At 59.9% G+C, this 22969-nt stretch carries 8 protein-coding genes; 6 read left to right on the top strand and 2 right to left on the bottom strand.

The window, feature by feature from the left end; translation table 11 throughout:
• Positions 1–18 precede the first annotated feature (18 nt).
• On the bottom strand, positions 19–1668 hold the full coding sequence (locus tag ACM6I6_RS28770; RefSeq protein WP_414921114.1) for an arylsulfatase: 1650 nt from the start codon (positions 1666–1668) through the stop codon (positions 19–21).
• Between the two features lie 735 nt (positions 1669–2403).
• On the opposite strand from ACM6I6_RS28770, the gene ACM6I6_RS28775 reads away from it, so the two are divergent.
• Both ACM6I6_RS28775 and ACM6I6_RS28780 read left to right on the top strand, forming a co-directional pair.
• Entirely contained in the window at positions 2404–3483 is a 1080-nt protein-coding gene (locus ACM6I6_RS28775; RefSeq protein WP_414921115.1) for an HAD family hydrolase, read from the top strand.
• A gap of 211 nt (positions 3484–3694) precedes the next feature.
• A complete protein-coding gene (locus ACM6I6_RS28780) occupies positions 3695–5131 on the top strand; it encodes an IS1182 family transposase (RefSeq protein WP_414921116.1) in 1437 nt (478 codons plus the stop codon).
• 367 nt (positions 5132–5498) lie between these two features.
• Here the strand turns inward: ACM6I6_RS28780 and ACM6I6_RS28785 are convergent, their stop codons facing one another.
• Positions 5499–6926: an IS1182 family transposase gene (locus ACM6I6_RS28785; protein ID WP_414921117.1), complete on the bottom strand. Its 1428-nt coding sequence runs from the start codon at positions 6924–6926 to the stop codon at positions 5499–5501.
• 260 nt (positions 6927–7186) lie between these two features.
• Here ACM6I6_RS28785 and ACM6I6_RS28790 point away from each other — a divergent pair, with 260 nt between their 5' ends.
• From ACM6I6_RS28790 to ACM6I6_RS28805, 4 genes are all read left to right on the top strand, one after another.
• On the top strand, positions 7187–9217 hold the full coding sequence (locus ACM6I6_RS28790) for an alkyl/aryl-sulfatase (protein WP_414921118.1): 2031 nt from the start codon (positions 7187–7189) through the stop codon (positions 9215–9217).
• Positions 9218–9349: 132 nt separating this feature from the next.
• Positions 9350–10015, top strand: coding sequence for a DUF3313 family protein (locus tag ACM6I6_RS28795; RefSeq protein WP_414921119.1), 666 nt, complete (start codon positions 9350–9352; stop codon positions 10013–10015).
• A gap of 162 nt (positions 10016–10177) precedes the next feature.
• Positions 10178–11473 (top strand): OmpP1/FadL family transporter, encoded by a 1296-nt coding sequence (locus tag ACM6I6_RS28800; protein ID WP_414921120.1) that lies wholly within the window; start codon positions 10178–10180, stop codon positions 11471–11473.
• A 157-nt stretch (positions 11474–11630) separates the two neighbouring features.
• The gene (locus ACM6I6_RS28805) at positions 11631–22961 is read left to right on the top strand and encodes a VCBS domain-containing protein (RefSeq protein ID WP_414921121.1); all 11331 of its coding nucleotides are present in this window, start codon (positions 11631–11633) and stop codon (positions 22959–22961) included.
• Positions 22962–22969 lie beyond the last annotated feature (8 nt).

The raw sequence follows: 22969 nt of genomic DNA on the forward strand, positions 1-22969 counted from the left end.
GACTGGTTATACACGGAGTTAATCGTGTCCGTTATGACCGCTTTGCTTCATAGCTTTGAGAATGCCATCCAGATTGTAGGTTTCCGGTGCCTGCATGGGTGGGAAGTCTTTGTACGACATCAACTCCTTCTCCCAGAGTAGCTGCCCGATTGGCAGCATGTTCCAGTTGTAGACATAGGCGTTGCCAGGGGAACCCAAGGCGCCGCCATAGCCGGTGATGGACTTCGCGTCGGCGCCAACTGTTGTTTCAAAGGGGTCACGCTTGAGGTTCAGCAGTTGTGTCCAGTGATACGTGACAGCACCGAATAGTCCGCCCGTCGCGGTATCCGGGACCATGGTGTAGTACATCTTCCAGTTCTTGTAGCGCACTGCCGAAGGTTGCGAGCCGGTGTAATAAAAGAAGGTGTCACGCGCAGATTTGGCGGACTTACCGGTCAGGTAGTCCGTCTGATCCACCCCATCGAGCTTGGTCTTGACGATGCCGGGATAATTGCCCGCCATAATCTGCTGGTTCAGTTCGTTACCCTTCTTGCCGCCAGCGATATTGACCAGAGTCGGCAACCAGTCGAGCGAGGCAAATATATCGGTCAGAACCGTGCCTGGTTTAATCACGCCAGGCCAGCGAATCACCAGTGGGGCGCGCATGCCGCCCTCCCAGGTGGTCAACTTGCCGCCCTTGAACGGGGTAGTACCGCCATCTGGGAAAGTAATGGTTTCCGCGCCATTGTCGGTAGTGAAGACGACAATCGTGTTGTCCAACTGGCCCATGTCCTGAAGTTTCTTCAAAACATAACCGATATTGTCATCCAGTTGCTTCATGCCTGCCTCATTGGTGCCCCAGTCCTTGCCACCGGCTTCACCGACCATGGCGTCATACTTGGGTGGCAAAACCGTGGTGATGTGCATGCGTGCCGGGTTGTACCAGACGAAGAACGGTTTGTCGGTCTTCTTCGGATCGTTGCGATCGAGGAAGTCGATGACCTTAGCTGAGATTTCTTCATCCACCGTCTTCGAGCGTTCCAGCGTCAGCGCCCCTTCGTCCTTGCACGTGGTGTTCTTCTGCGTACCGTCGCTGGAGACGCAGGACATGACCGGACGTGGTGGCGTCAGACAGGTACCTTCCCTTGGATCGATGGCGCCGGGTACTTCGGGCAGGCCGTTGATCGGAGTGACCTTGCATGGTGGTGCAATGCCCTGCTCTTGCGGAGTCTTGTTGATATCGACAAAGCTAACGCCCTGCATCGCATCGAGGTGATAGAGGTAGCCCCAAAACTCCTGAAAGCCGTGGGAAGTCGGCAGAGCCTCAAAGTTGTCACCCAGATGATTTTTTCCGAACTCCCCAGTGGTATAGCCCAAATCAAGCAAAAACTTGGACAGAGCGGGAGTGCCAGGACGCAGCCATGAAGGGCTGCCGGGTAATTGCGGTGGAATCATGCCGGTACGCAACGGATGCATCCCAGTGTAGAACGCGTTGCGCCCCGCCGTACAACTCTGCTCGGCGTAGTAGGTCATGAATTTCGCACCTTCCTGGGCGATGCGATCAATATTCGGTGTTTCTCCGACTGCCAGCCCTTGGTGATAAATACTCGGCTGCATCCACCCAATGTCGTCTGCCATGATGAACATGATGTTGGGTTTTGTATCAGCAGCTTGAGTCACTGCTGGCATGCTCACTCCTACTGCCAGACTACTCAACGCCAATCCCGCCAGTATCAGTTGTCTCGGTCTCATGAATTTGATCCTCGTTCAGTTGATCCACATAACTATCCGTAACGGGTAGGTCGTGTTCTCATCTCTCAAGGCTCAAAAACTTCACTGCTCCATCTTAATACTGACGGTCATCCGTCACCCGTTGGTGCAGAACCTTTAATATTGAGCATTGACCCGTAATGACTTGTGACTAACGTCGAATACACCGTCTGCATTCATTGCCCTTACCAATGACGGGATCGTGAGTATAGACCCGCATCTCCAAGGTGTAGGCCGGGTAGACACAGGGGAAAGCGCTCCCAATGCCTTAGCGTCCATCTCTTACAACCGATGGCTATTGTCCCGCTCTTTCGTCCTACAAAGTTGGCGAATTCGTTGACGCAAGGACTGTCTCAGGTTGGCGACCATGGCCACTACAACGCGATGTTTAACCGCCGGTAATGACAGAGCCAGGACCGGTGGCCAGGCGGTCAACTCCAGCCTTTGCTGGACCTGCTAGTACTAGTAAATGCCCTCGAATGGAACCGCCAATCACCTTGCCCTAGTAGCGGTATAGGGGGATGTCGTAATCGACCGGAATATCGGTTCTGCAAAAGGATCTAGACTGAATACCCACTGACTGCTGTAGTCATTGTCAAAGTGAGCGGCCATGTAACCACCAACGATTTACCAAACCCTAAATAGGTAGACATCATGAAGCTCATGATCTTGGTGCAGCGTACCTGGAACGCCTTAGTCTCTGCCAACCACCTTGGGCCCCACGTCAAGCGACGCCATGGCTCCCCCCTCGCCGTATTTGGGCTGAGCCTGATAGCTTCTACGGCGGTGTTCGCTGCCGACCCTTTATCGTCCTGGAATGAGGGGCCAGCCAAGCAAGCCATCGTTGAATTCGTCAAGGCGACCACCCAGGAAGGTGGTAAACAGTTCGTAGCGCCGGCCGAGCGCATCGCGACGTTCGATCAGGATGGCACGTTGTGGGTCGAGCACCCTGCCTATGGTCAATTGTTCTATTGCCTGAGTCGCGTGCCTGCCGCAGTCGAGGCAAAACCTGAGCTGGCTCAGGTCGAACCGTTCAAGACAGTGCTGTCGGGGGATCACGCCGCCATGGCGAAACTGACCCTAGATGACTATCTCAAAATTGCCATGGTCACCCTGAGCGGCATGCCCACGGACGAGTTCAAGCAGGAAGTCCATTCCTGGCTGGCCAAAGCCAAAGACCCTCGCTGGAAGCGCCCTTTTACCGAGTTGACGTACCAGCCGATGGAAGAAGTCATGCGGTACCTGCGTGACAATGGGTACAGAACGTACATCGTCACCGGCGGTGGGCAGGATTTCGTTCGCGCCTATTCCGAAGAGGTCTATGGTGTACCTCCCGAACAGGTTGTCGGCAGTGCTGGGACTACCGAATATGGCTACGATAAAAGCGGCAAGCCGCAGTTGATCAAGCAACCCAAGATACTGCTCAACGACAACGATGCCGGCAAGCCTGAGAACATTTACCTGCTGGTCGGCCGCCAGCCCAATGCAGCCTTCGGCAATTCCACCGGTGACAGGCAAATGCTGGAATACGCCAAGTCCGGCAAAGGTGCGCGCCTGGCGATGCTGGTCCTGCATGACGACGCCGAACGTGAGTACGCCTATGGTCCTGCACAAGGACTACCGGATACTAAGGTGGGCACCTTTACCGACGCGTTATATACACAGGCGACAAGTGAAGGCTGGACTGTGATCAGCATGAAAAAGGACTGGAAGAAGATTTTTGCATTCGAGTGAAATGCAGCTTTCGTTGAATTTTCATCAGCTTGCCGAGAGATGGATCAACTTACTTTCGCTGATGATTACTCTGCGCCCGCAGCAGCCCTTAATTACGGGCCGCGACCGGTTAAAGGCGGATGATACTGAGCGCCCGCTTTGGGCCCAGGCTGTGTGAAAACACCTGCAATTGTCTAATCTTCTGATCGTCGAGATCGTAGCGGGGACGATCATGAAGCGATTCATTGAAGGCGAGGCCCGGACGCAAGTGACGCTGCTGCCGGAGTGCCTGGACGATTACGTAACCCAAGAAAATCCAGTCCGTGTGGTCGACGTTTTCGTCGATGAACTCGATCTGGGCGCACTTGGGTTTGAGGGCGTCGATCCTGCTGCAACGGGTCGTCCGGCCTATCATCCAGCGATCTTGTTGAAGATCTATATCTACGGCTATCTCAATCGGATTCAGTCCAGCCGCCGGCTGGAGCGTGAGGCCGAGCGCAACGTCGAGTTGATGTGGCTGACGGGGCGTTTGGCTCCGGACTTCAAAACCATTGCCGACTTTCGCAAAGACAACGGCAAAGCCATTCGCAGCGTCTGCCGACAATTCGTAGTGCTTTGCCGCAATCTCAATCTCTTCTCCCAATCGATCATCGCCATCGACGGCAGCAAATTCAAAGCCGTGAACAACCGCGACCGTAACTTCACCCAGGGCAAAGTGAAGGCACGCATGCAGCAGATCGAGCAGAGCATTGATCGATATCTGGCGGCGATGGATTCGGCGGATCGGGCAATGCCCGAAGTGGCCGAGGCCAAAACCGAGCGGCTTAAAGAAAAGATAGAAACACTGAAAAAGCAGATGCAGAAACTCAAGGACATCGAGGTGCAGCTCCACGAAAGTCCAGACCAGCAGATCTCCCTCACAGACCCAGATGCACGCTCAATGGCCACAAGCGGCCGAGGCACCGGAACGGTTGGCTACAACGTACAAACAGCTGTCGACGACAAACACCATCTGATCATCGCCCATGAGGTGACCAACGTTGGTAATGACCGGGCGCAACTCAGCAATATGGCGAACCAAGCGCGTGAAGAGATCGGCGCTGAGTCGCTGACGGTGGTGGCCGACCGAGGCTATTACAAAGGCTTGGAAATCCTTGCCTGCGAGCAGGCGGGCATCACCACCTTCGTACCGAAACCCCTGACTTCCGGCAGCAAAGCCGAAGGCCGATTTGGTAAGCAGGACTTCATCTACGTTACTGCATCGGACGAGTATCGATGCCCCGCGGGACAGTTACTGACCCGGCGGCATTCTTCGATGGAAGACGGCATGCTACTGCACTGTTATTGGTTCTCGGGTTGCCAGTCCTGCGCAATGCAGAAGCAGTGTACGACGGGTAAGGAGCGCCGGATAAAGCGCTGGGAACATGAAGCCGTAGTCGATGCGATGCAGGTACGGCTGGAAAATGATCCAACGATGATGAGGCGTCGCCGACAGACCGTTGAACATCCTTTTGGAACGCTCAAATACTGGATGGGAAGTACCCACTTCCTGACCAAAACCCTTCCGCGGGTAAGCACTGAGATGAGCCTTCATGTGCTGGCCTACAACCTCAAACGAATGATGAGCATCTTCGGCATCGCAGGACTGCTTGAGGCGATCAGGGCGTGAATCCCGCCGTTTGATCGTCCGTGAGCGGCTGTTTGGGCCGCTGGCGCGGCCCAAACAGCATTACGAACACCTATGTAGCTTACTGGGGCAATTCGCGCTTCCGTCTGCTGGTTTCGCAGGCAATCCAAGCAAATCCCGGTTTTCAATGAATCCAGCGTGTTTTCACACAGCCTGGGTCGTTTTCCGCCTTAAGAGACGGGCAGAAAACGGCCCAGAGTGTGTAAAAACGCTAGATCCCGTTTCGATCTTCAAGGCTGAGTGGCTGTCCGGCTTCGTAGCCTGATCAAGGCACGATGTCCCTTCCTGATGAGCTAAACCGCCCCAGCAACGCGCCAGATCATCGGGAGACGTAAAAATAGGCCGGTTTTTAGGCCGTTATCGCCTTCATCAAGTGATGGGTACCGATGATTTTCATGACCCGTTTCAAGTTGTAGGCGAGCACATTCAAGCTCATCTCCGCGCTCACCCCGGCCAGCTTTCGCGTCAGGAAGTGCGTTGCACCCATCCATTGTTTGAGCGTCCCGAAGGGATGCTCAACAGTCCGTTTTCGGACTCGCATCATCTCTGGTGCTTTGCTCAGCCGAAGCTGCATCTCCTCCAATACCTCCTCATGCTCCCAGCGTCGAACTCTTCGTTCCGTGCTCGGTGTGCACTGCAATTTCAACGCGCAGCCCTGGCATTTTGAACTCCAGTAACGATGCAGCTTCAAGCCTTTTTCAACGTAGGAATAGTGCCAAATCAGCGCCTCTCCAGCCGGGCAAATGTATTCGTTTTTTGCCGCGTCATAGACGAAGGCATCGTTATTGAAACGCCCGTCAGCCTTGGCTCCAGAGGTCATCGGCTTGGGCACATAGGCGGTGATGCCTGCATTGTGACAGGTCAGGATTTGTTCGCTTTTGAAGTAACCTCGATCAGCCACCACCGACAACGTATCTGACGCCATCGCCTCGCGGGCCTGCTTGGCCATCGAGCTGAGTTGATCTCGGTCGGAACCGACGTTGGTCACCTTGTGCGCAACGATCAAATGGTGCTGAGTATCGACCGCTGTCTGCACGTTGTAGCCGACGATTCCCGTGCCGCGCGTCATCATGGAGCGGGCGTCTGGATCGGTCAGTAAGACCTGTTTATCCGGCGATTCATTGAGCTGGATTTCGATCGCTTGAAGCTCCTTCATTTGAGTTTTGAGCTTGGCGATTTTCTCTTCCAGCCGCACGGCGCTGGGCTCGGAAGCTGTTGGTTCTTGCCGATCAGCAGCATCGAGTGCCGCCAGGTAACGGTTGATACTCGATTCAATTTCTTCCATTCGTCGCTTTAGTTTGGCGTTGGTGAAATTGCGGTCGCGGTTGTTGACTTTGAATTTACTGCCATCGATGGCGACCAGATTTTCTCCAAACAATCCCAACTGCTGACACAGCACAACGAACTGGCGACAGACGCCTCGGATGGCCTTGCTGTTGTCTTTTCGGAAGTTGGCGATGGTCTTGAAGTCCGGCATCAAACGCCCGGTCAACCACATCAGTTCGACATTTCGCTGGGCTTCTCGCTCCAAACGTCGGCTCGACTGGATGCGGTTGAGATAGCCGTAGATGTGTATCTTCAACAGGATTGCGGGGTGGTAAGCGGGACGGCCTGTGTCAGCCGGAATAGCACCGTCAAAACCCAAGGAAACCAGGTTGAGTTCCTCGACAAAAACGTCGACTACGCGCACCGGATTGGTATCGCTGACGTAGTCGTCGAGGCTCTCGGGAAGTAAGGTGCCTTGGCCTCGATGTTCACCTTGGATAAAGCGCTTCATGGGCGATCCCTGCGATGAAATCCTCAGAAATCATAGCAAGGGTTCGCGAAGGTGTTTTTACACACTCTGGGCCAAAAGTAGCCGTTCAAACCAGGCTATTCGTATTACCGGTTTAGTCCGTAAATTCCCCACATCTATTCCACTTTCGATAGCCTGACTTGACCTGTATCACTCGAAATTTTTTTGATTTCTACTACTTTCTATTGAACCTGCCATTACCACTTTGGGTATAGCGCATTGCCACTAGAGGGAACTGGAAGATGGATCAAAAGATACAATCGACGAAGCTAGCCTGCACTCAAGGCGAATGGCGCCCCTTCAAAGTAGCCGGGACTCTTTGCTCACTCGTTGCAGCCATTGCACTGGCCACCAACGCGTTTGCAGCCGATGCAGAGAAACCAAAACCCGCATCCGAAGCCACCAAGGCGGCTAACAACGCGCTGCTCAAGGAGCTGCCGTTCAGCGACAAGACGTCCTTCGAGCTGGCGCATAAAGGCTTTATCGCGCCTCTGCCGTCGGCGGTTATCAAAGGCGGCTCGGGCAATGTCATCTGGGACCCCGCCAAATACGCCTTTATAAAGGAAGGCGAAGAGGCTCCAGACACCACCAACCCCAGCCTCTGGCGCCAGTCCCAGCTGATCAACATTTCCGGCTTGTTCGAGGTTACAGACGGCATCTATCAGGTCCGCAACTACGACCTGTCGAACATGACCATCGTCGAGGGTAAGGATGGGATCACCATTTTCGACCCGCTGATTTCCGCCGAAACCGCCAAGGCGGCACTCGATCTCTACTATCAGCATCGGCCGAAAAAGCCCGTCGTGGCGGTGATTTACACCCACAGTCACGTTGACCACTACGGTGGTGTGCGCGGCGTAATCAATGAAGAAGATGTGAAAGCCGGCAAGGTGAAGGTTTATGCCCCCCTTGGATTCATCGAGCATGCGGTAGCCGAAAACGTCATGGCCGGCACGGCCATGAGTCGTCGTGCCAGCTACATGTACGGCAACCTGCTGCCTCCCGCTCCGACCGGTCAGTTGGGTGCAGGACTGGGCACCACGACCTCAGCGGGCACGGTGACGCTGATCCCACCGACCGACATCATCAAGACCACTGGCGAAACCCATATCATTGACGGCCTGACCTACCAGTTCCTGTATGCGCCTGGTAGTGAGGCGCCCGCCGAGATGCTCTATTACATCAAGGAAAAGAAAGCGCTCAATACCGCCGAAGACTCCACCCACACCCTGCACAACACCTATTCGCTGCGCGGCGCGAAGATTCGCGAACCGCTGCCATGGTCGAAGTACCTCAACGAGGCGCTCAAACTGTGGGGCGATGATGTCCAGGTCATGTATGCCATGCACCACTGGCCAGTCTGGGGCAACAAGGAGGTGCGCGAGCAGCTGTCTTCACAGCGCGACATGTACCGCTACATCAACGACGAAACTCTGCGGATGATCAACAAGGGTTACACCATGGTCGAGATCGCCGAGCAGTTCAAACTGCCTAAGGAGATCGCCAACAAATTCTCCAACCGTGGCTACTACGGTTCGGTGAACCACAACGTCAAGGCCACCTACGTGTTGTACCTGGGCTGGTTTACCGGTAACCCGGCGCAGTTGAATGAACTGCCACCGGAAGAAGGTGGCAAGCATTATGTGGAGATGATGGGCGGCGAAGAGGCTGTCCTGAAGAAAGCCAAGGAGTACTTCGACAAGGGCGAGTTCCGCTGGGTCGCCGAAGTCGTCAACCACGTGGTATTCGCCAACCCGAGCAACCAGGCCGCGAAGAACCTGCAGGCAGATGCCCTGGAGCAACTGGGGTATCAGGCCGAGAGCGGGCCATGGCGCAACTTCTATCTCACCGGCGCCAAGGAACTGCGCGAAGGCGTGATGAAGCTGCCGACACCCGACACTGCCAGCCCGGATACGGTGCGGGCCATGGATCTGGACTTGTTCTTTGACTTCCTGGCCATGCGCTTGAACGGGCCAAAAGCCGAGGGCAAACGTCTATCGCTCAACTTCGATTTCACCGACCTCAAACAGAAATACTCGGTGGAGATGGAGAATGGCGTGCTCAACCACACCGAAGGTGTTGAAGCAAAAGATGCCGATGCGAAGGTGACCCTGACCCGCGACACGCTGAACAAGATCGTGCTGAAAGAGACGTCATTGAAAGATGCGCTGGCCTCGGGGGATATCAAGATAGACGGGGCGCAAGGCAAGCTGGAAGAGCTGGTGTCCTATATGGATAACTTCGATTTCTGGTTCAACATCGTGACGCCATAACGGATCAATCTTTAAGGGGTTGTACCGCCCATAGAACACGTTCTCAGAAAACGGCAGCGCTTGAAAAGCTGCCGTCATTCTGACTTGCCGACGACGCTTCTTTTAGCCTTCACAGATCCCTCTGGAGCTTTTATGCAGATGAAATCGTTCGCAGCATGTGTATTGACCCTGGCGCTAGCGGGTTGTGCCAGTCCCTACGTCGATCCTGAGCATTACTCAGGCTTTTTGAAGGACTACAGCGTTCTGAAAGAGGAGAAATCACCATCCGGTGCGGACGTCATGCGCTGGATTGACCCGAAAGTGGACGTGAGTCGCTTTACCAGCGTTTACGTCGAACGTAGCCAGTTGTACCCCCAACCACAAGCGACCGAGAAAATCCCGCAGAGCAGCCTTAATGGCATTACGCAGTATTACGATCAGGCCTTGAAAAATGCGTTTGCCAGGGAGCTTCCGCTGGCTACTGGCCCGGGGCCGGGCGTATTGGTTGTGCGTCCGGCCATTACAGCCGTCAGCGCCAAAACCAAGGGACTGCGTCCCTACGAGATTATCCCGATCGCCTTGGTCGCTGCCGGCGTCAGTGCGGCGACCGGCATCCGCGACCAGGACACCAGCCTGGCCACTGAAGCCGCGTTTCTCGATGGTGGCGACAACAAGGTAGTTGCCAAGATGGTTCGCAAAGGCGCAGGCATTGATCTGGAAAATTCCTCAGAGGTCGTGCAAGCCAAAGACTTCAAGGCGGTGCTCGATATCTGGGCGCAAGACATCGTCAATTCATACAAACAACTCAAAACCAAGTAGTGCTTGATTCGGTCAACAGGTTTGTCTTGCGCAACTGTCCGTTACCTGTGAGGCGGTTAGATCAAGCAAGTGCAGCACTGTTGCTCATTTCCCGGCAGGAGCTTTAGGCGTTCGGCAATGGGTCTCCCCCTCATTGCCTGACGCTTTTGCAGAGGACGCGCAATGTATCGAAACAACCAGACGCGCCGGTTTCACTTATCAGCCTTGGCTCTCGGTTTGAGTCTGTTCACTGTCAATGCCTGGGCCGGTGGCATCCTGATCTACGAGGCGGGACAGGAAGGCAACGGCCTGGCCAACGCGGGAGCCGCTGCGCTGGCGACAGACCCCAGCGTACTGATGAGCAACCCGGCAGGCCTCACGGAATTGTCGGGCACCCAGATCAGCGCCAATGCGCAGGTCATTCTTGGCGATCTCAGCTTCTCTCGCGACAGCCACAACCAGTTCGACGGCAATGAAGGCGGGAACGCACTGCAATACTTGCCTGGGGCCAGTTTTTTTATCAGCCACCAGATTGATGAACGCTCGGCCATCGGCTTCGGCATGTACGGCAACTTCGGCCTGGCGCTGGATTACGACGATGACTGGGCTGGCCGCTATTTCAACCAGGAGGCGGCAATCATCGGGGTGTCCTTCCAGCCGACGCTTGCGCACAAGTTCACCGACGACCTGTCCATCGGCATTGGCCCACGCATCATGTACGCCTATTACCGCAACGAAACAGCGATCAACAACAACCTGTTGGGGTTGCGAGACAGTCCCGATGGCCAGCTTGAATACAAGGACACCGATGTCGGTGCAGGGATTAACTTCGGGTTGCTCTATCGACTGAGCGAACGCACACAGATTGGTCTCGCTTATACCAGCAAGATCGACCTGGAGTTCAAAGACAGCCCCAGCGTGCGCAAGGTCGACAACCCGATCATCAACGCCGCATTGCGTCGTCTGGATGTCGATTCTCTGGAGCTGGACATGTCGGTGCCACAGACTGTGCTGCTGAGCATCGCGCACGATCTCGACCCGCAATGGAAGTTGCTGGGCAGCCTCGGCTGGCAGGACTGGAGCGAGTTTGGCGACATTGGTGTAGAGGTCGACGCCAATGCCGCCGACGTCAACCGTACCGCCGATCGCCAATACAAAGACACCTGGCATGCCTCCCTCGGGGCGCAATACCAAGCGAGCTCAAAGCTGCGCTGGAGCATGGGCCTTGGCTACGACAGTTCAGCGGTGGACGACAAGGACCGCACCGTCGACAACCCCATGGGGGACGCCTGGCGCCTGGCCACCGGGATCAACTACAAGGTCGATGAGGGGCTGGACCTGCATGCGGCCTACACCCTGGTCTGGATGGGTGACATGGACGTCGAACAAACCAAATCACGCTCAGGAGACACACTGTCAGGCACCTATCGCAATTCGGCCCTGCACATCATTGGCGGTGGAGCCACCTGGCGCTTCTGACATCCCGGACGCTCTAACCCGGGGCTAGAGCGTGGGCACATCGTCCGAACATCGCTGAAAAATCTGGAAATACCGAGGAAAAGTCCTACGCTGAACCTGTCCCCAATAGTGGGGAGGGTGTCAATGGATGAGTTCACCCTGTCTTGAGGGATTCAGTATGCAAGAGTCGCGGCGTGGTTTTTCCAGCTCTCATTTGCGTCCGCAAAGTCAGGCGCTCGCACTGGAGCCCCGAATTCTGTTCGACGGCGCAGCGGCTTCTGCTGCCGTGGATCAGCATCAGAATGATCCGGCCGGTACCCCACCTGCCCCGGCCGCAGTCGATGTTCCCCATGCCACGCCAAACGAGGGCCATCCGGCCACTGAACCGGCGCCGTCAGCTGCTCGAACGCTACTGGTGCTCGACAGCCGCATCGAAAACCGAGAGCAGTTGGTCGCCCAGTTGCCTGGTAACGTCACCGCCATCGTGGTCAATCCGGGCGAAGACGGCCTGGCAGCGATCTCCGCGGCGCTGGCGCAACTGGGCAAGGTCGATTCGATCCAGGTCATGTCCCATGGTGCCGCCGGGCAATTCACCCTTGGCAACCGCACCGTCACCGCCGATAACGTCGCCCAGCTCGGGCAGACCCTCGAACAATGGCGCAACAACCTGACCCAGGGCGCGGATATCCAGCTCTATGGCTGCGACGTCGGTGCCGGGGCGGCCGGTAAAACCCTGGTCGCCGAACTGGCGCGCTGGACCGGCGCCGACGTGGCCGCTTCCAGCAATGACACCGGCAACACCCGCGCCGGTGGCGACTGGACCCTGGAAACCCGGGTCGGCGACATCGACAAGAGCATCGCCATCAGCAGCTTCGCCATGGCCGGCTTCGACGGCCTGCTCGCCGACGCCGCACCAACCACCACCTTGCCCACCGCTGGCAGCGACGTACTGCTGGGCGATAACTTCAGCTTCACCGTGGATTTCAGCAACACCTCCACCCAGACCGGTTTCGCGCCCTTCATCAACCTTGCGATCCCGACCACCGGCAAGGACGGCGACGACGGAGTGAACTTCATCTCCGCCACTTACCTGGGACAGAACCTGATCTCCCACCTGGTGACCTTCGATGCGTCCGGCAACGCCACCCATCCTTTGGCAAAGGACGCCAACGGCAACTTCCTGATCATCAACGCATCGACCTACGGCATGCGCCCTGGCGATCAACTGGTGGTCATTGAACTGCCGTTTGCCAGCGTCACCAACCAGCAACCGGTGATTTCGGTGCAGATCAACGCCAGCCTGAGCAACCTGGCCGACACCAGTTTCTCCGACGGCAGCCCCGACCTGAGCCTGCGCGCCAGCGGCGGCTTCCAGTTCGGCAACGATGCCCTGGACAACCCGCTCAACGATCCGAGCCTGATCCAGGCCGGTACCGCTGCGTTCGTGGTGCATCCGACCATCATTACCTTCAATGAAACCCTCAACACTCCCGAGGGGGAAACCGCAACTGGCCCCAACTTTGGCCGCACCCTGACGCTGACCGCGACGCCGGCCCCGGGCCAAACTCTGTCGAACGTGGTGATTACCCAGCCGCTGCCGGACAACGTGCAAGTCACCGCGATTACCCCCGCCGCCGGCGGACGCTTGACCTCGATCACTCTGCACGACGGCAGGGTAGTGACCAACGCGACGGAAATCGCCGCGCTGATTGCCGCCGACAATGTCTACATCAACTCCTTCACCGTGGAATACGCCAGCCTCACGGGCAAGACCGATACCTTGGTGGCGTTCTATGTGCCGGAAGTCGATGCCAATGGTGCACCGGTCATCAACCCGGTCACCGGCGATGCGGTCACCATCACCCTCGGCGCCCCGACCGGCAGCGGTCAATGGGTGCCGCTGGACTCCCGGGACGTCACGGCACCAAACACCACCATCGACTTCAGCGGCACTGGGCGCCCCACCGAGTTCATCGCCAAATCCATCACCCTGCTCAAGACCGCGACGCTGCAGACCGACATCGGCCACAGCGGCATCACACCCGGCGATACGTTGCAGTACAACCTCGACCTGGCGATTTCCGACTACTTCGCCTTCGGCAAGGATTTCTTCAACGAAGGCCAACTGATCGTGCGCGACCAGCTCAGCGACGGCCAGGCCCTGAGCGGCACACCCACCGTTACGGTGACCATCAACGGCGTCGCGCAGACCATCGCGCTGGTCACCACGGTGGTCAACAACGCCGATGGCAGCACCTCGATGGCCTTCGATATCGGTCAGTCCCTGCGCAATGCCTTTTTCAATGTGCGCGGCTGGCTCAACGGCGACCTGGCGTTCGACGACCGCATCGAAGGCGCGGTGCTGGCGGTGCTGAGTTATTCGGCCATCGTCGGCCAGACCTACAAGCCGCCCTCGGGCAACCCGCAGCCGGACATCAACGAAGGCGACGAACTGGGTAACTCGGCGGTGGTCGACGGCACCCTGCTGCAAGACCCGTTCAACCTCACCGGCCAGAGCGAAACCGACACCTCCGCCACCACCAGCGTGATCCCCACCAGCACCGTGGACATCAACCTGGTCGAAGTGAACAACGGCACGCCGCCGGCCACCGGGGAATTGCGCCCCGGCGATGAAGTGACCTTCGAGCTCAGCTACGACCTGGTCACCGGCGACTATGAACAGTTCAAGCTCACCGCTTACCTGCCGCTGCCGCTGTTCGACGTCACTGGCATCGCCTGGACCGTGGGCAGTGATGTCGGCCAGTGGCAAATCGGCCCCGGCAATACCAATGCCGGCGGCGTGGTCAGTGTGACCAGCGGCGTCGGCAACTCGCTGGTGTTCGATTTCGGCAGCTTTGCCACCCAGGACACCGCGGGCAGCCGCATCGTCATCCGTTTCAGCGTGCGAGTGGGCGATCAGCCGTTCGCCGACCAGCGCTCCCTCGACGTGCTCGCGCAATCGACCCAGCAAACCACCCTCACCGACCGCACGCTAATTTCCTCGGATGTGGTGGCCATTGTGTCGGTGGCCGAGCCTGTGCTGAACATCAAGCACGGCGTGGTCTCCGGTACCAATGGCAGCGTCAGCAACACCACCGGCAGCTGGAACCCACCGGGCAGCACCGGAGTGTCCTTCAATGGCAGCGTCACTGATCTGGCGGCCGTAGACGGCAATATCGTCAACATCGACGGTGGCGACAGCCTGCGCTTGGTCACGGCGCTGGAAAACACCGGCGGCGGCGGCGCGTACGACGTCACCACCAGCATCACCCTGCCCACCGGCCTGAGCTTTGTCGGCGGCAGCCTGGCGGCGGCCAACCTGCAGATTTACCGGGGCGACGGCACGTTACTGGTGCTGGGCACCGATTACAGCGTGACCGGCAACCAAATCACCTTCCTCGACGCCGGCGGCCAGGCCACTCTCCTCGCTGGGCGCAACGGCACCGCAGCCGATACCAGCGGCGCCAATCTGGTCGTGATCAGCTATGACGTGCTGGTCAGCAGCACCATTGAAGCCAGCCGTACCCTGCAATCGAATGCGACCCTGAGCAATTACGCCAGCGTCAACGGCGGCAGCGACTTCACCCCGACCGACCTTAGCGACCTGGCCAACCAGCAGGTCGCGGCGCCGGTCATCAGCAAGGTCTTCGCCGACGGCAGCCTCGACAACGGCGATTCCAGTGCCAGCCACACCACCGGCAGCGACCTGGTGATCGGCGAAAGCATGCGCTACGACATCGTCGTGACACTGCCCGAAGGCAGCACGCAGAACCTGCGCATTGATGACCTGATTCCACCGGGCATGCGCCTGGACACCAGCTTCAACGGCGGCCTGGGTTACCAGATCATCACCACCCGCGCCGGCAGTGGCGCCCTGGGTGCCGACTTTGCCGGCAGCGTGGTGATCGGTGCGTTCAACGGCACCGCAGTCGATGGCGCCGATGCGCGCTGGACCTTCAGTGTTTCCAGTGTGTCGGCGGACAACCAGACCGGTAACAACACCTTCGTGATCCGCCTGCAGCTGGTAGCCAACAACGTCATCGGCAACCAGGCCAACCTGTCCCTGCAAAACAGCGCGCAGTTGGTCTTCTCCGACCCGGACAGCGACACGCCCAATGGCGCCGTTGCCGTGGACCGCACCGTCGCACTTAGCGGCGGCCAGCCCACCGTGATCATCCGTGAGCCGACGCTGCAGGTCTCCCAGATATTGACGTCCACTGCCGGCGTCGGCGGCTACGACCAGGGTGACACGGTCAGTTTTACCATCACCATCAGCAACGGTGCCGGTGGCAGCGACTTCAACGCCTTCGACATCAGTTTCCTCGACAATCTGCCGACCCAGCTCGACAACATGACCCTGGTCGGCGTGTTCTATCAGAACGGTGCAACCAATAACGGTGGCGTCGACTTCGAACTGGTCGGTGGCCAGTTGCGCACCGTCAACGGTGCCAACATCGACATCGCCAAGGGTGGCAGCATCGTGCTGAGCCTGACCGGGGTGGTAAATGCCTCGGCGGCCGCGCAGTCGAATTTCGCCAACGTCGCCACCGTGCAATGGACCAGCCTCGACGGCCCGCAGGCCGGCGAGCGTACCGGGGTCGATGGCCCGCTCAACGGCGGCACGCTCAATGACTATCGCAACATATCCACGCTGATCGTCCCCGTGGCCCAGGCCATCGAGATCTCCCGGGTCGGCGGCCTGCCCGACACCGCCGCGCCGGCGCCGACCACGGCCCCGACCGAGCAGGTGACCATCGGCGAAGTGATCCGCTACCGCGTGGTGGTGCTGGTGCCTGAGGGCAACAACCCCAACTATCAGATCCAGATCACCCTGGCCAACGGCCTGGAGTTCATCTCCCCCGATGCGCTGGTCAACGCCTTGCGCATTGCCTTCATTTCCAACGGCGGCCTGGTCAGCGATGCCAACCTGATCGTAGGTGGTACCCTCGACATCAATGGCAACGAGAACAGCCCGGAAGCGCTGCCGATTACCCCCGACCTCTCGGGCCTGGCGCCGCAAGGCATTTTTGACCCGAGCCGTCTGACGGTCGTCACCAATACCGATGGCAGCCAGGTGGTGACCTTCAACTTCGGCAACGTGGTCAACGGCAACGGCGACGACGCCGACTTGGAAGGCATCTCCATCGAGTTCAACGTGCGGGTGACCAACGTCGCCAGCAATGTCGCGGGTGCCCAACTGGCCGTCTCGGCCCATGAAATCGTCAACGGCGCAGGCCGTGCCATTAGCGACACAGTAATCGAGCGCATCGTCGAACCGAGCTTCAGCGGCCTGGACAAACAGATCGTCGCCTTCGATCCCAACCCCGCTGGCACCAGCGGCAGCGCCACAGTGCAACTGAGTTTCACCCAGAACGGCGGCCTGCCGGCGTTCGATGCGCAAGTCAGCGACAGCTTCGCCGGCGGCAGCAACTACACCCTGGTCAGCGTCACCATCAATGGCACCACATTTGGCCCGGGCAATCTGCCCGCTGGCGTGACGTTCAGCACCACGGGCGGTGTGAGCGTGAACTTCGAGCAACTGGACGTTGGCGCACAGATTCAGGTGCGCTACCAGGTCACCCTGCCCAATGCCGCCATCGTCGCCAGCAGCAATGCAACCCTGACCTGGAGCAGCCTGCCAGAAGACTTCACCAGCTGGGGCGGCAACTTTGTCGGCATCGACGGTACCGTCAATGGCGAGCGTACCGGCAGCACCGCAGGCCCAAACCAGTACATCCTGCGCGACAACGCCGGGCTCGGCGTCATCACCGGGACCCTGTGGAACGACACCGCTTCACCCACCGCCAGCGCCACCCCCGACGGCGCCGGCCTGGCCGGGCAGACAGTGACCCTGACCTGGGCCGGGATCGACGGCAACCTGGCCACCACCGCCGACAACCTGCAGTTCAGCACCGTCACCGACGCCAATGGCCAATACCACTTTGGCGTACTGCCGCTGGGCGTATTCCGCATCGACGTGCCGGCCGGCCTGGTCAGCTACCCGCAGCCCCTGGGCGACTTGCGCGTGCGGGTCGACACCGATGCCGGCACCCTCGGCCAGATCACCATCAGCCTGGGTGATGCTGCCACGCAAAGTGCCGACGCCGGTTACGTCGAACAGAACGACGCACCGGTCAACACTCTGCCCGGCACCCAGCGTGGCCAGGAAGATGTGGCGCTGAGCATCGCGAGCATCAGCGTGGCAGACATCGATGTCGATCGGGATCCCAACGTCAACGACCGCAATGTCACGGTGACCCTGCAAGTGCTCAATGGCACGTTGTTCCTCGGCGCCACGGTGCCCGGCGTCATCGTCAACGGCGCCAACACCGCGACCCTGACCCTCAGTGGCACCCTCGCCAACGTCAATACCGCCCTGGCCAGCTTGCTCTACCTGGGCAATACCAACTTCAACGGCACCGACACCCTGACAGTGACCAGCAACGACCAGGGCAACTATGGCGATGCCGATGGCGACGGCCTGCCGGGCGGCGCAGGCGATGCCCTGACCGATACCGACGCCCTGCAGATCATCCTCGACCCGGTCAATGACGCCCCCGTGGCAGTCAACGACGTTGCCACCGCCCTCGAAGCCGGCGGCACCAACAACAACGTGATCGGTATCGACCCAAGGGGCAACCTGCTGGCCAACGACACCGACGTCGATATCGCCACTAATGCCGACCAGTTGCATGTGGTTTCGGTGGGGCCCGGGGCTGGCATCCAGACGCCCATTACCGGGGTGGTGGTGATCAACGGCCTGTATGGGCAACTGCTGGTGGGCAGCAACGGCTCCTATGAATACGTGGTCGATAACAACAATGCCACGGTGCAGGCCCTGCGCCTGACCGGGCAGACCCTGCAGGACAGTTTCAACTACGTACTCGGCGACCTCGCTGGCGACACTTCGACGGCCACCCTGACCGTGACCATCCAGGGCGCCAACGACACCCCTGTCGGCGTGGATGACGATGGCGTCGCGATCGAAGCCGGTGGCGTTACCAATGGCACTCCGGGTCAGAATGCCATCGGTAACGTATTGACCAACGACACCGACGTCGACAGCGTTGCCAACGGCGAAACCCGCACGGTGACGGGCATCCGGCCCGTCGCCGAGGCCGCATCGGGTGCATTTCTGCCAGTGACCGCGGGCACCCCGAGTATCGGCCTGTATGGAACCCTGACCATCAATCCCGACGGCACCTACAGCTACGCAGTCGATAACAACAACTTGACGGTGCAGCGCCTGAGTCCGGGCCAGCAGTTGGTCGAGTTTTTCAGCTACAGGGTCACCGATGCCGGCGGCCTCGACGACGTGGCGCAGTTGCGCATCGTCATCCAGGGCGCCAACGACAACCCGGTGGCCAGTGACGACGCCGCCGAAGCTCAAGCAGCCCCGACCAACGGCACAACGCCGGAAAGCAACCCGACCGGCAACGTCATCCTGTTCCCTAGCCGGCCCGGCACCATCGACCAGGCCGGTGGCAACGGCATCGACCAGGACATCGACTCGGCGGACCGCCCCAATACCCAGCTGCGGGTGGATGGCGTCATCAACAAGAGCGAAGCCACCTACAACCCGGCCATCGATGTATTGAGCGGCGTCACTGCAGGCACCACCGAGGCCAACGGCACTGTGGTGACCGGCCTCTACGGCACCTTGCGCATCGGCGCCGACGGTTCGTATTTCTACGATGTCGACAGCACCAACACCCTTGTCCAGGGACTGCAGGCGGGACAAACCCTCAACGAAGTCTTCACCTACCGCATCACCGACACCAACGGCCTGACCGACACCGCGCAGCTGGTCATCACCGTGCACGGGGTCAACGATCCACCCGTTGCGCAACGGGTGGTGGGCCTGGCGACGGAAGCCGGCGGCATCGATAACGGCACGCCGGGAGTCGACCCTTCCGGCGATGTCCTGGTCAATGCCACCGACCCGGATGGCGACCCGTTGACAGTCACCCTGATCCAGCCCGGCGGCACCGGTGACGGCGGCACGCCGATCGCGGTCGACATCGGTGGCACGGTGCTCGCAGGCCTGTACGGGACGCTGACGATTTTCCCGGACGGCAGCTACAGCTACGCACTCGACAACCTCAATGCGGACGTGCAGGCACTGCGCACCGGCAGCGATCTGCTGCTGGAGCGCTTCACCTTCACCATCAGCGACAGCGTCGGGCCGGTGCCGGAAACCGACTCGGCGGAAATCATCGTGCTGATCCGTGGCCGCAATGACACCCCGGTCGCCGGCGATGACGCCTCCGTCGCCATCGAGGCCGGCGGCCTGAACAACAACCGCCCGGGCCAGGACCCGATCGGCAATGTGTTGACCAACGATACCGACGTCGACGGTGGCGAAGTACCCGCCGACCTGCCGAACCATGACTATGGCGAGACCCAGGCCGTTTCCAGCATACGCACCGGCGGCGAATTCGCCACCGGCACGGCGGGCACCCTGGGCAGCGAATTGCGCGGTACTTATGGCTGGCTGACGATCAACGCCGACGGCAGCTATAACTACCGGCTCGACAACAACATGGCCGAGGTCCAGGCCCTGCGCTTCGGCGAGACCCTGGCCGACCTGTTCAGCTACACGGTGATCGATGCCAGTGGCGCCGAGGACCGTGCGAGCCTGAGCATCACCATCGTCGGGCGCGACGACACGCCCGTGGCCCGCCCCGACATCAACCTGGCCACCGAGGCCGGCGGCCTGAACAACGACCGGCCAGGGCTCAACCCAAGCGGCAACGTGCTCAACAATGACACCGACGTCGATGGCAACGGCGAGACCCTGAGCGTCATCGAGTTCAACCAGGGCACCACGTTCGGCACCTTCGGCGGCGGCCTCAGGGGGCAGTTCGGCACCCTGCTGCTCAATCCCGATGGCAGCTACACCTACGTGGTCGACAACGACAACCTGCGCGTGCAGGCCTTGCGCACACCGCTCAATACCCTGACGGAGACCTTCACCTACCGCATCCGCGACCTGTTCGGCGCCACCAACAACGCCACCCTGACCATCGTCATAGTCGGTGCCAACGACAACCCCCTGGCCCAGGACGACAGCACCTTGGCCGTGGAGGCTGGCGGCACCTTCAATGGCACGCCAGGCGTCAATCCTGGCGGCAACGTACTGAGCAACGACCGTGACATCGACAGCGGCGACACCAAGACTGTCACCGACATCCGCACCGGCAGCGAAGCCGCCGGCGGCACCTTCACCACCCTGGGCGCCACCCAGAGTCTCAGTGGCCTGTACGGCACCCTGACGATCAATGCCGACGGCACCTACAGTTATGCGGTCGATAACAACCTGGCGGCGGTACAGGCACTTAAGGTCGGTGATTCCCTGGTGGAAACCTTCACCTACCGGATGCGCGACACCGCAGGCGCCACGGACATCGCCCAACTGAGCATCCGCATCGACGGTGCCTGGGATGCTCCGGTAGCGAATGACGATGTGGCCCTCGCAGTAGCCGACAACGGTAAGGGCAACGCCATCAACCCGACCCGCAACGTGCTGCCCAACGATACCGACGTCGACCAGGGCGATAGTCTTGTCGTCACAGGTATCCGCTTCGGTACCGAAGCGGCGGGCGGCAGCCTGGGGCTAGTCAACGCCGGTACCGACAACACCAACGGCACCCTGGTCAACGGGCTGTTCGGCCAGTTGATCATCGGCGCCGACGGCAACTACACCTACATCGTCGACTCCAACAACCCCACTGTACTGGCGCTTGGGCCGCTGCAGTTCCTCAACGAACGCTTCACCTACCAGGTCACCGACCGTGGCGGGCAAACCGATCTGGCGGAAATCCACATCATCATCCGTGGGCGCAACTCGGCACCGGTGGCCAATGGCGATGCGGGGACGGCGGTCGAAGCCGGCGGCCTCAACAACAGCCAGCCGGGCATCGACCCCAGCGGCAATGTGATCAGCAATGACACCGATGTCGAAGACGATGCCCTCAGCGTGAGCGAGATTCGCACCGGCGGCATCACCGGGACCGGCACCAGCGGCGCCCTCGGCAGCACACTGCGCGGGCTTTACGGCGATCTGGTGCTCAATGCCGACGGCAGCTGGCATTACACGGTCGACAACAACCTGGCGGTGGTCCAGGCGCTGCGCCAGAGCGGCCAGACCCTGACCGATGTGTTCAGCTACACCCTGTCCGACTTCTTCGGCGCCACCAGCGTCGCCGAGTTGCGCATCACCGTCGACGGCAGCAATGACACGCCCATCGCCCAGGACGACCAATCCACCGCCATCGAGGCCGGTGGCGTGGCCAACGGCACGCCGGGCAGCAACGCCACGGGCAACGTGCTGGGCAACGACAGCGACGTCGACAGCGTGGCCAATGGCGAAAGCAAACAGGTGCAGTCCGTCACCGGCGAGAACGGCCAGACCGCCAGCGCAGGGCAAGTCTTGACCGGTCGCTTCGGGCAACTGATCCTCAATGCCGACGGCAGCTACACCTACCTGATCGACAACAGCAATCCCACCGTCCAAGCCTTGCGCACGGCGGGCGAAACCCTCAGCGAAACCTTCACCTACCGCATGCGCGACACCGCCGGCGCCACCTCGGATGCGCGCCTGACCGTGGTCATCCAGGGCGCCAACGACAACCCGGTGGCGCAAAACGACAGCGCCACCGCCAGTGACCAGGTCCCCGCGCCACAGGTCACCGGCAACGTGTTGCCCAATGACAGCGACGTGGATGGCAATGACCACCTGCATGTGGTCGGCATCCGCACCGGCGCCGAGGACGGCAGCGGTACGGCGGGCGTGATCGGCCAGCCGATCCGTGGCCTCTACGGCACCCTCGTGCTCAATGCCGATGGCAGCTACACCTACACCATCGACCAGAGCAACCCGCAGGTGCTCGCCGCCGCCGGCCTGGGGCAGGTGCTGCGAGATGTGTTCACCTACACCGTCAGTGACCTTGCTGGCGCTACCGACCAGGCCGAACTGGTGATCCTTCTGGACGTCGCCACGCCGTTCATTCCGGCACCCCAGGGTAATTTCTTCGACCGTGATACGAGCAACCGCAACGGCAGTCTGCTCCTGCCGGATCCGGTGCCGGCGGTCTTCGTCACCCCGGTGGTCGAACGCGCCGCCCGGGCCCTGGAACTGTCGACCTGGAACGCCGATGGCAGCAATTTGCGCCTGGCCTCCAACGGCGAATTCCTCAGCGAATCCCTCGGCAATGGCCTGGGCCTGGTGCCAGGCCAGTACGTTGCCGATGCGGTGCGCCAGAGCAGGCTCGATGCCGAAACGGAAATGACCTGGATGCTCGGTCGCCACGGCCGCATCGGCCTGAGTGCCGACGGCCTGCTCAGCGATCCGTCGCTGTTCGCCATTGATCCGGCGGAACTGACCCGTGGCCCAGCGCAAACGGAGCAGCATCAGGAGCCGCGTCAGGAGCAACGTCCGGCCCGCGGATTCAGTGCGCAGTTGCGCAACGCCGCCCAACGCCTGCGTCCCGACAGCCGGGGCAATTGAAGTGTTCG

This window comes from Pseudomonas sp. IT-P218, assembly GCF_949767605.1.
Lineage (GTDB): Bacteria > Pseudomonadota > Gammaproteobacteria > Pseudomonadales > Pseudomonadaceae > Aquipseudomonas > Aquipseudomonas putida_AE.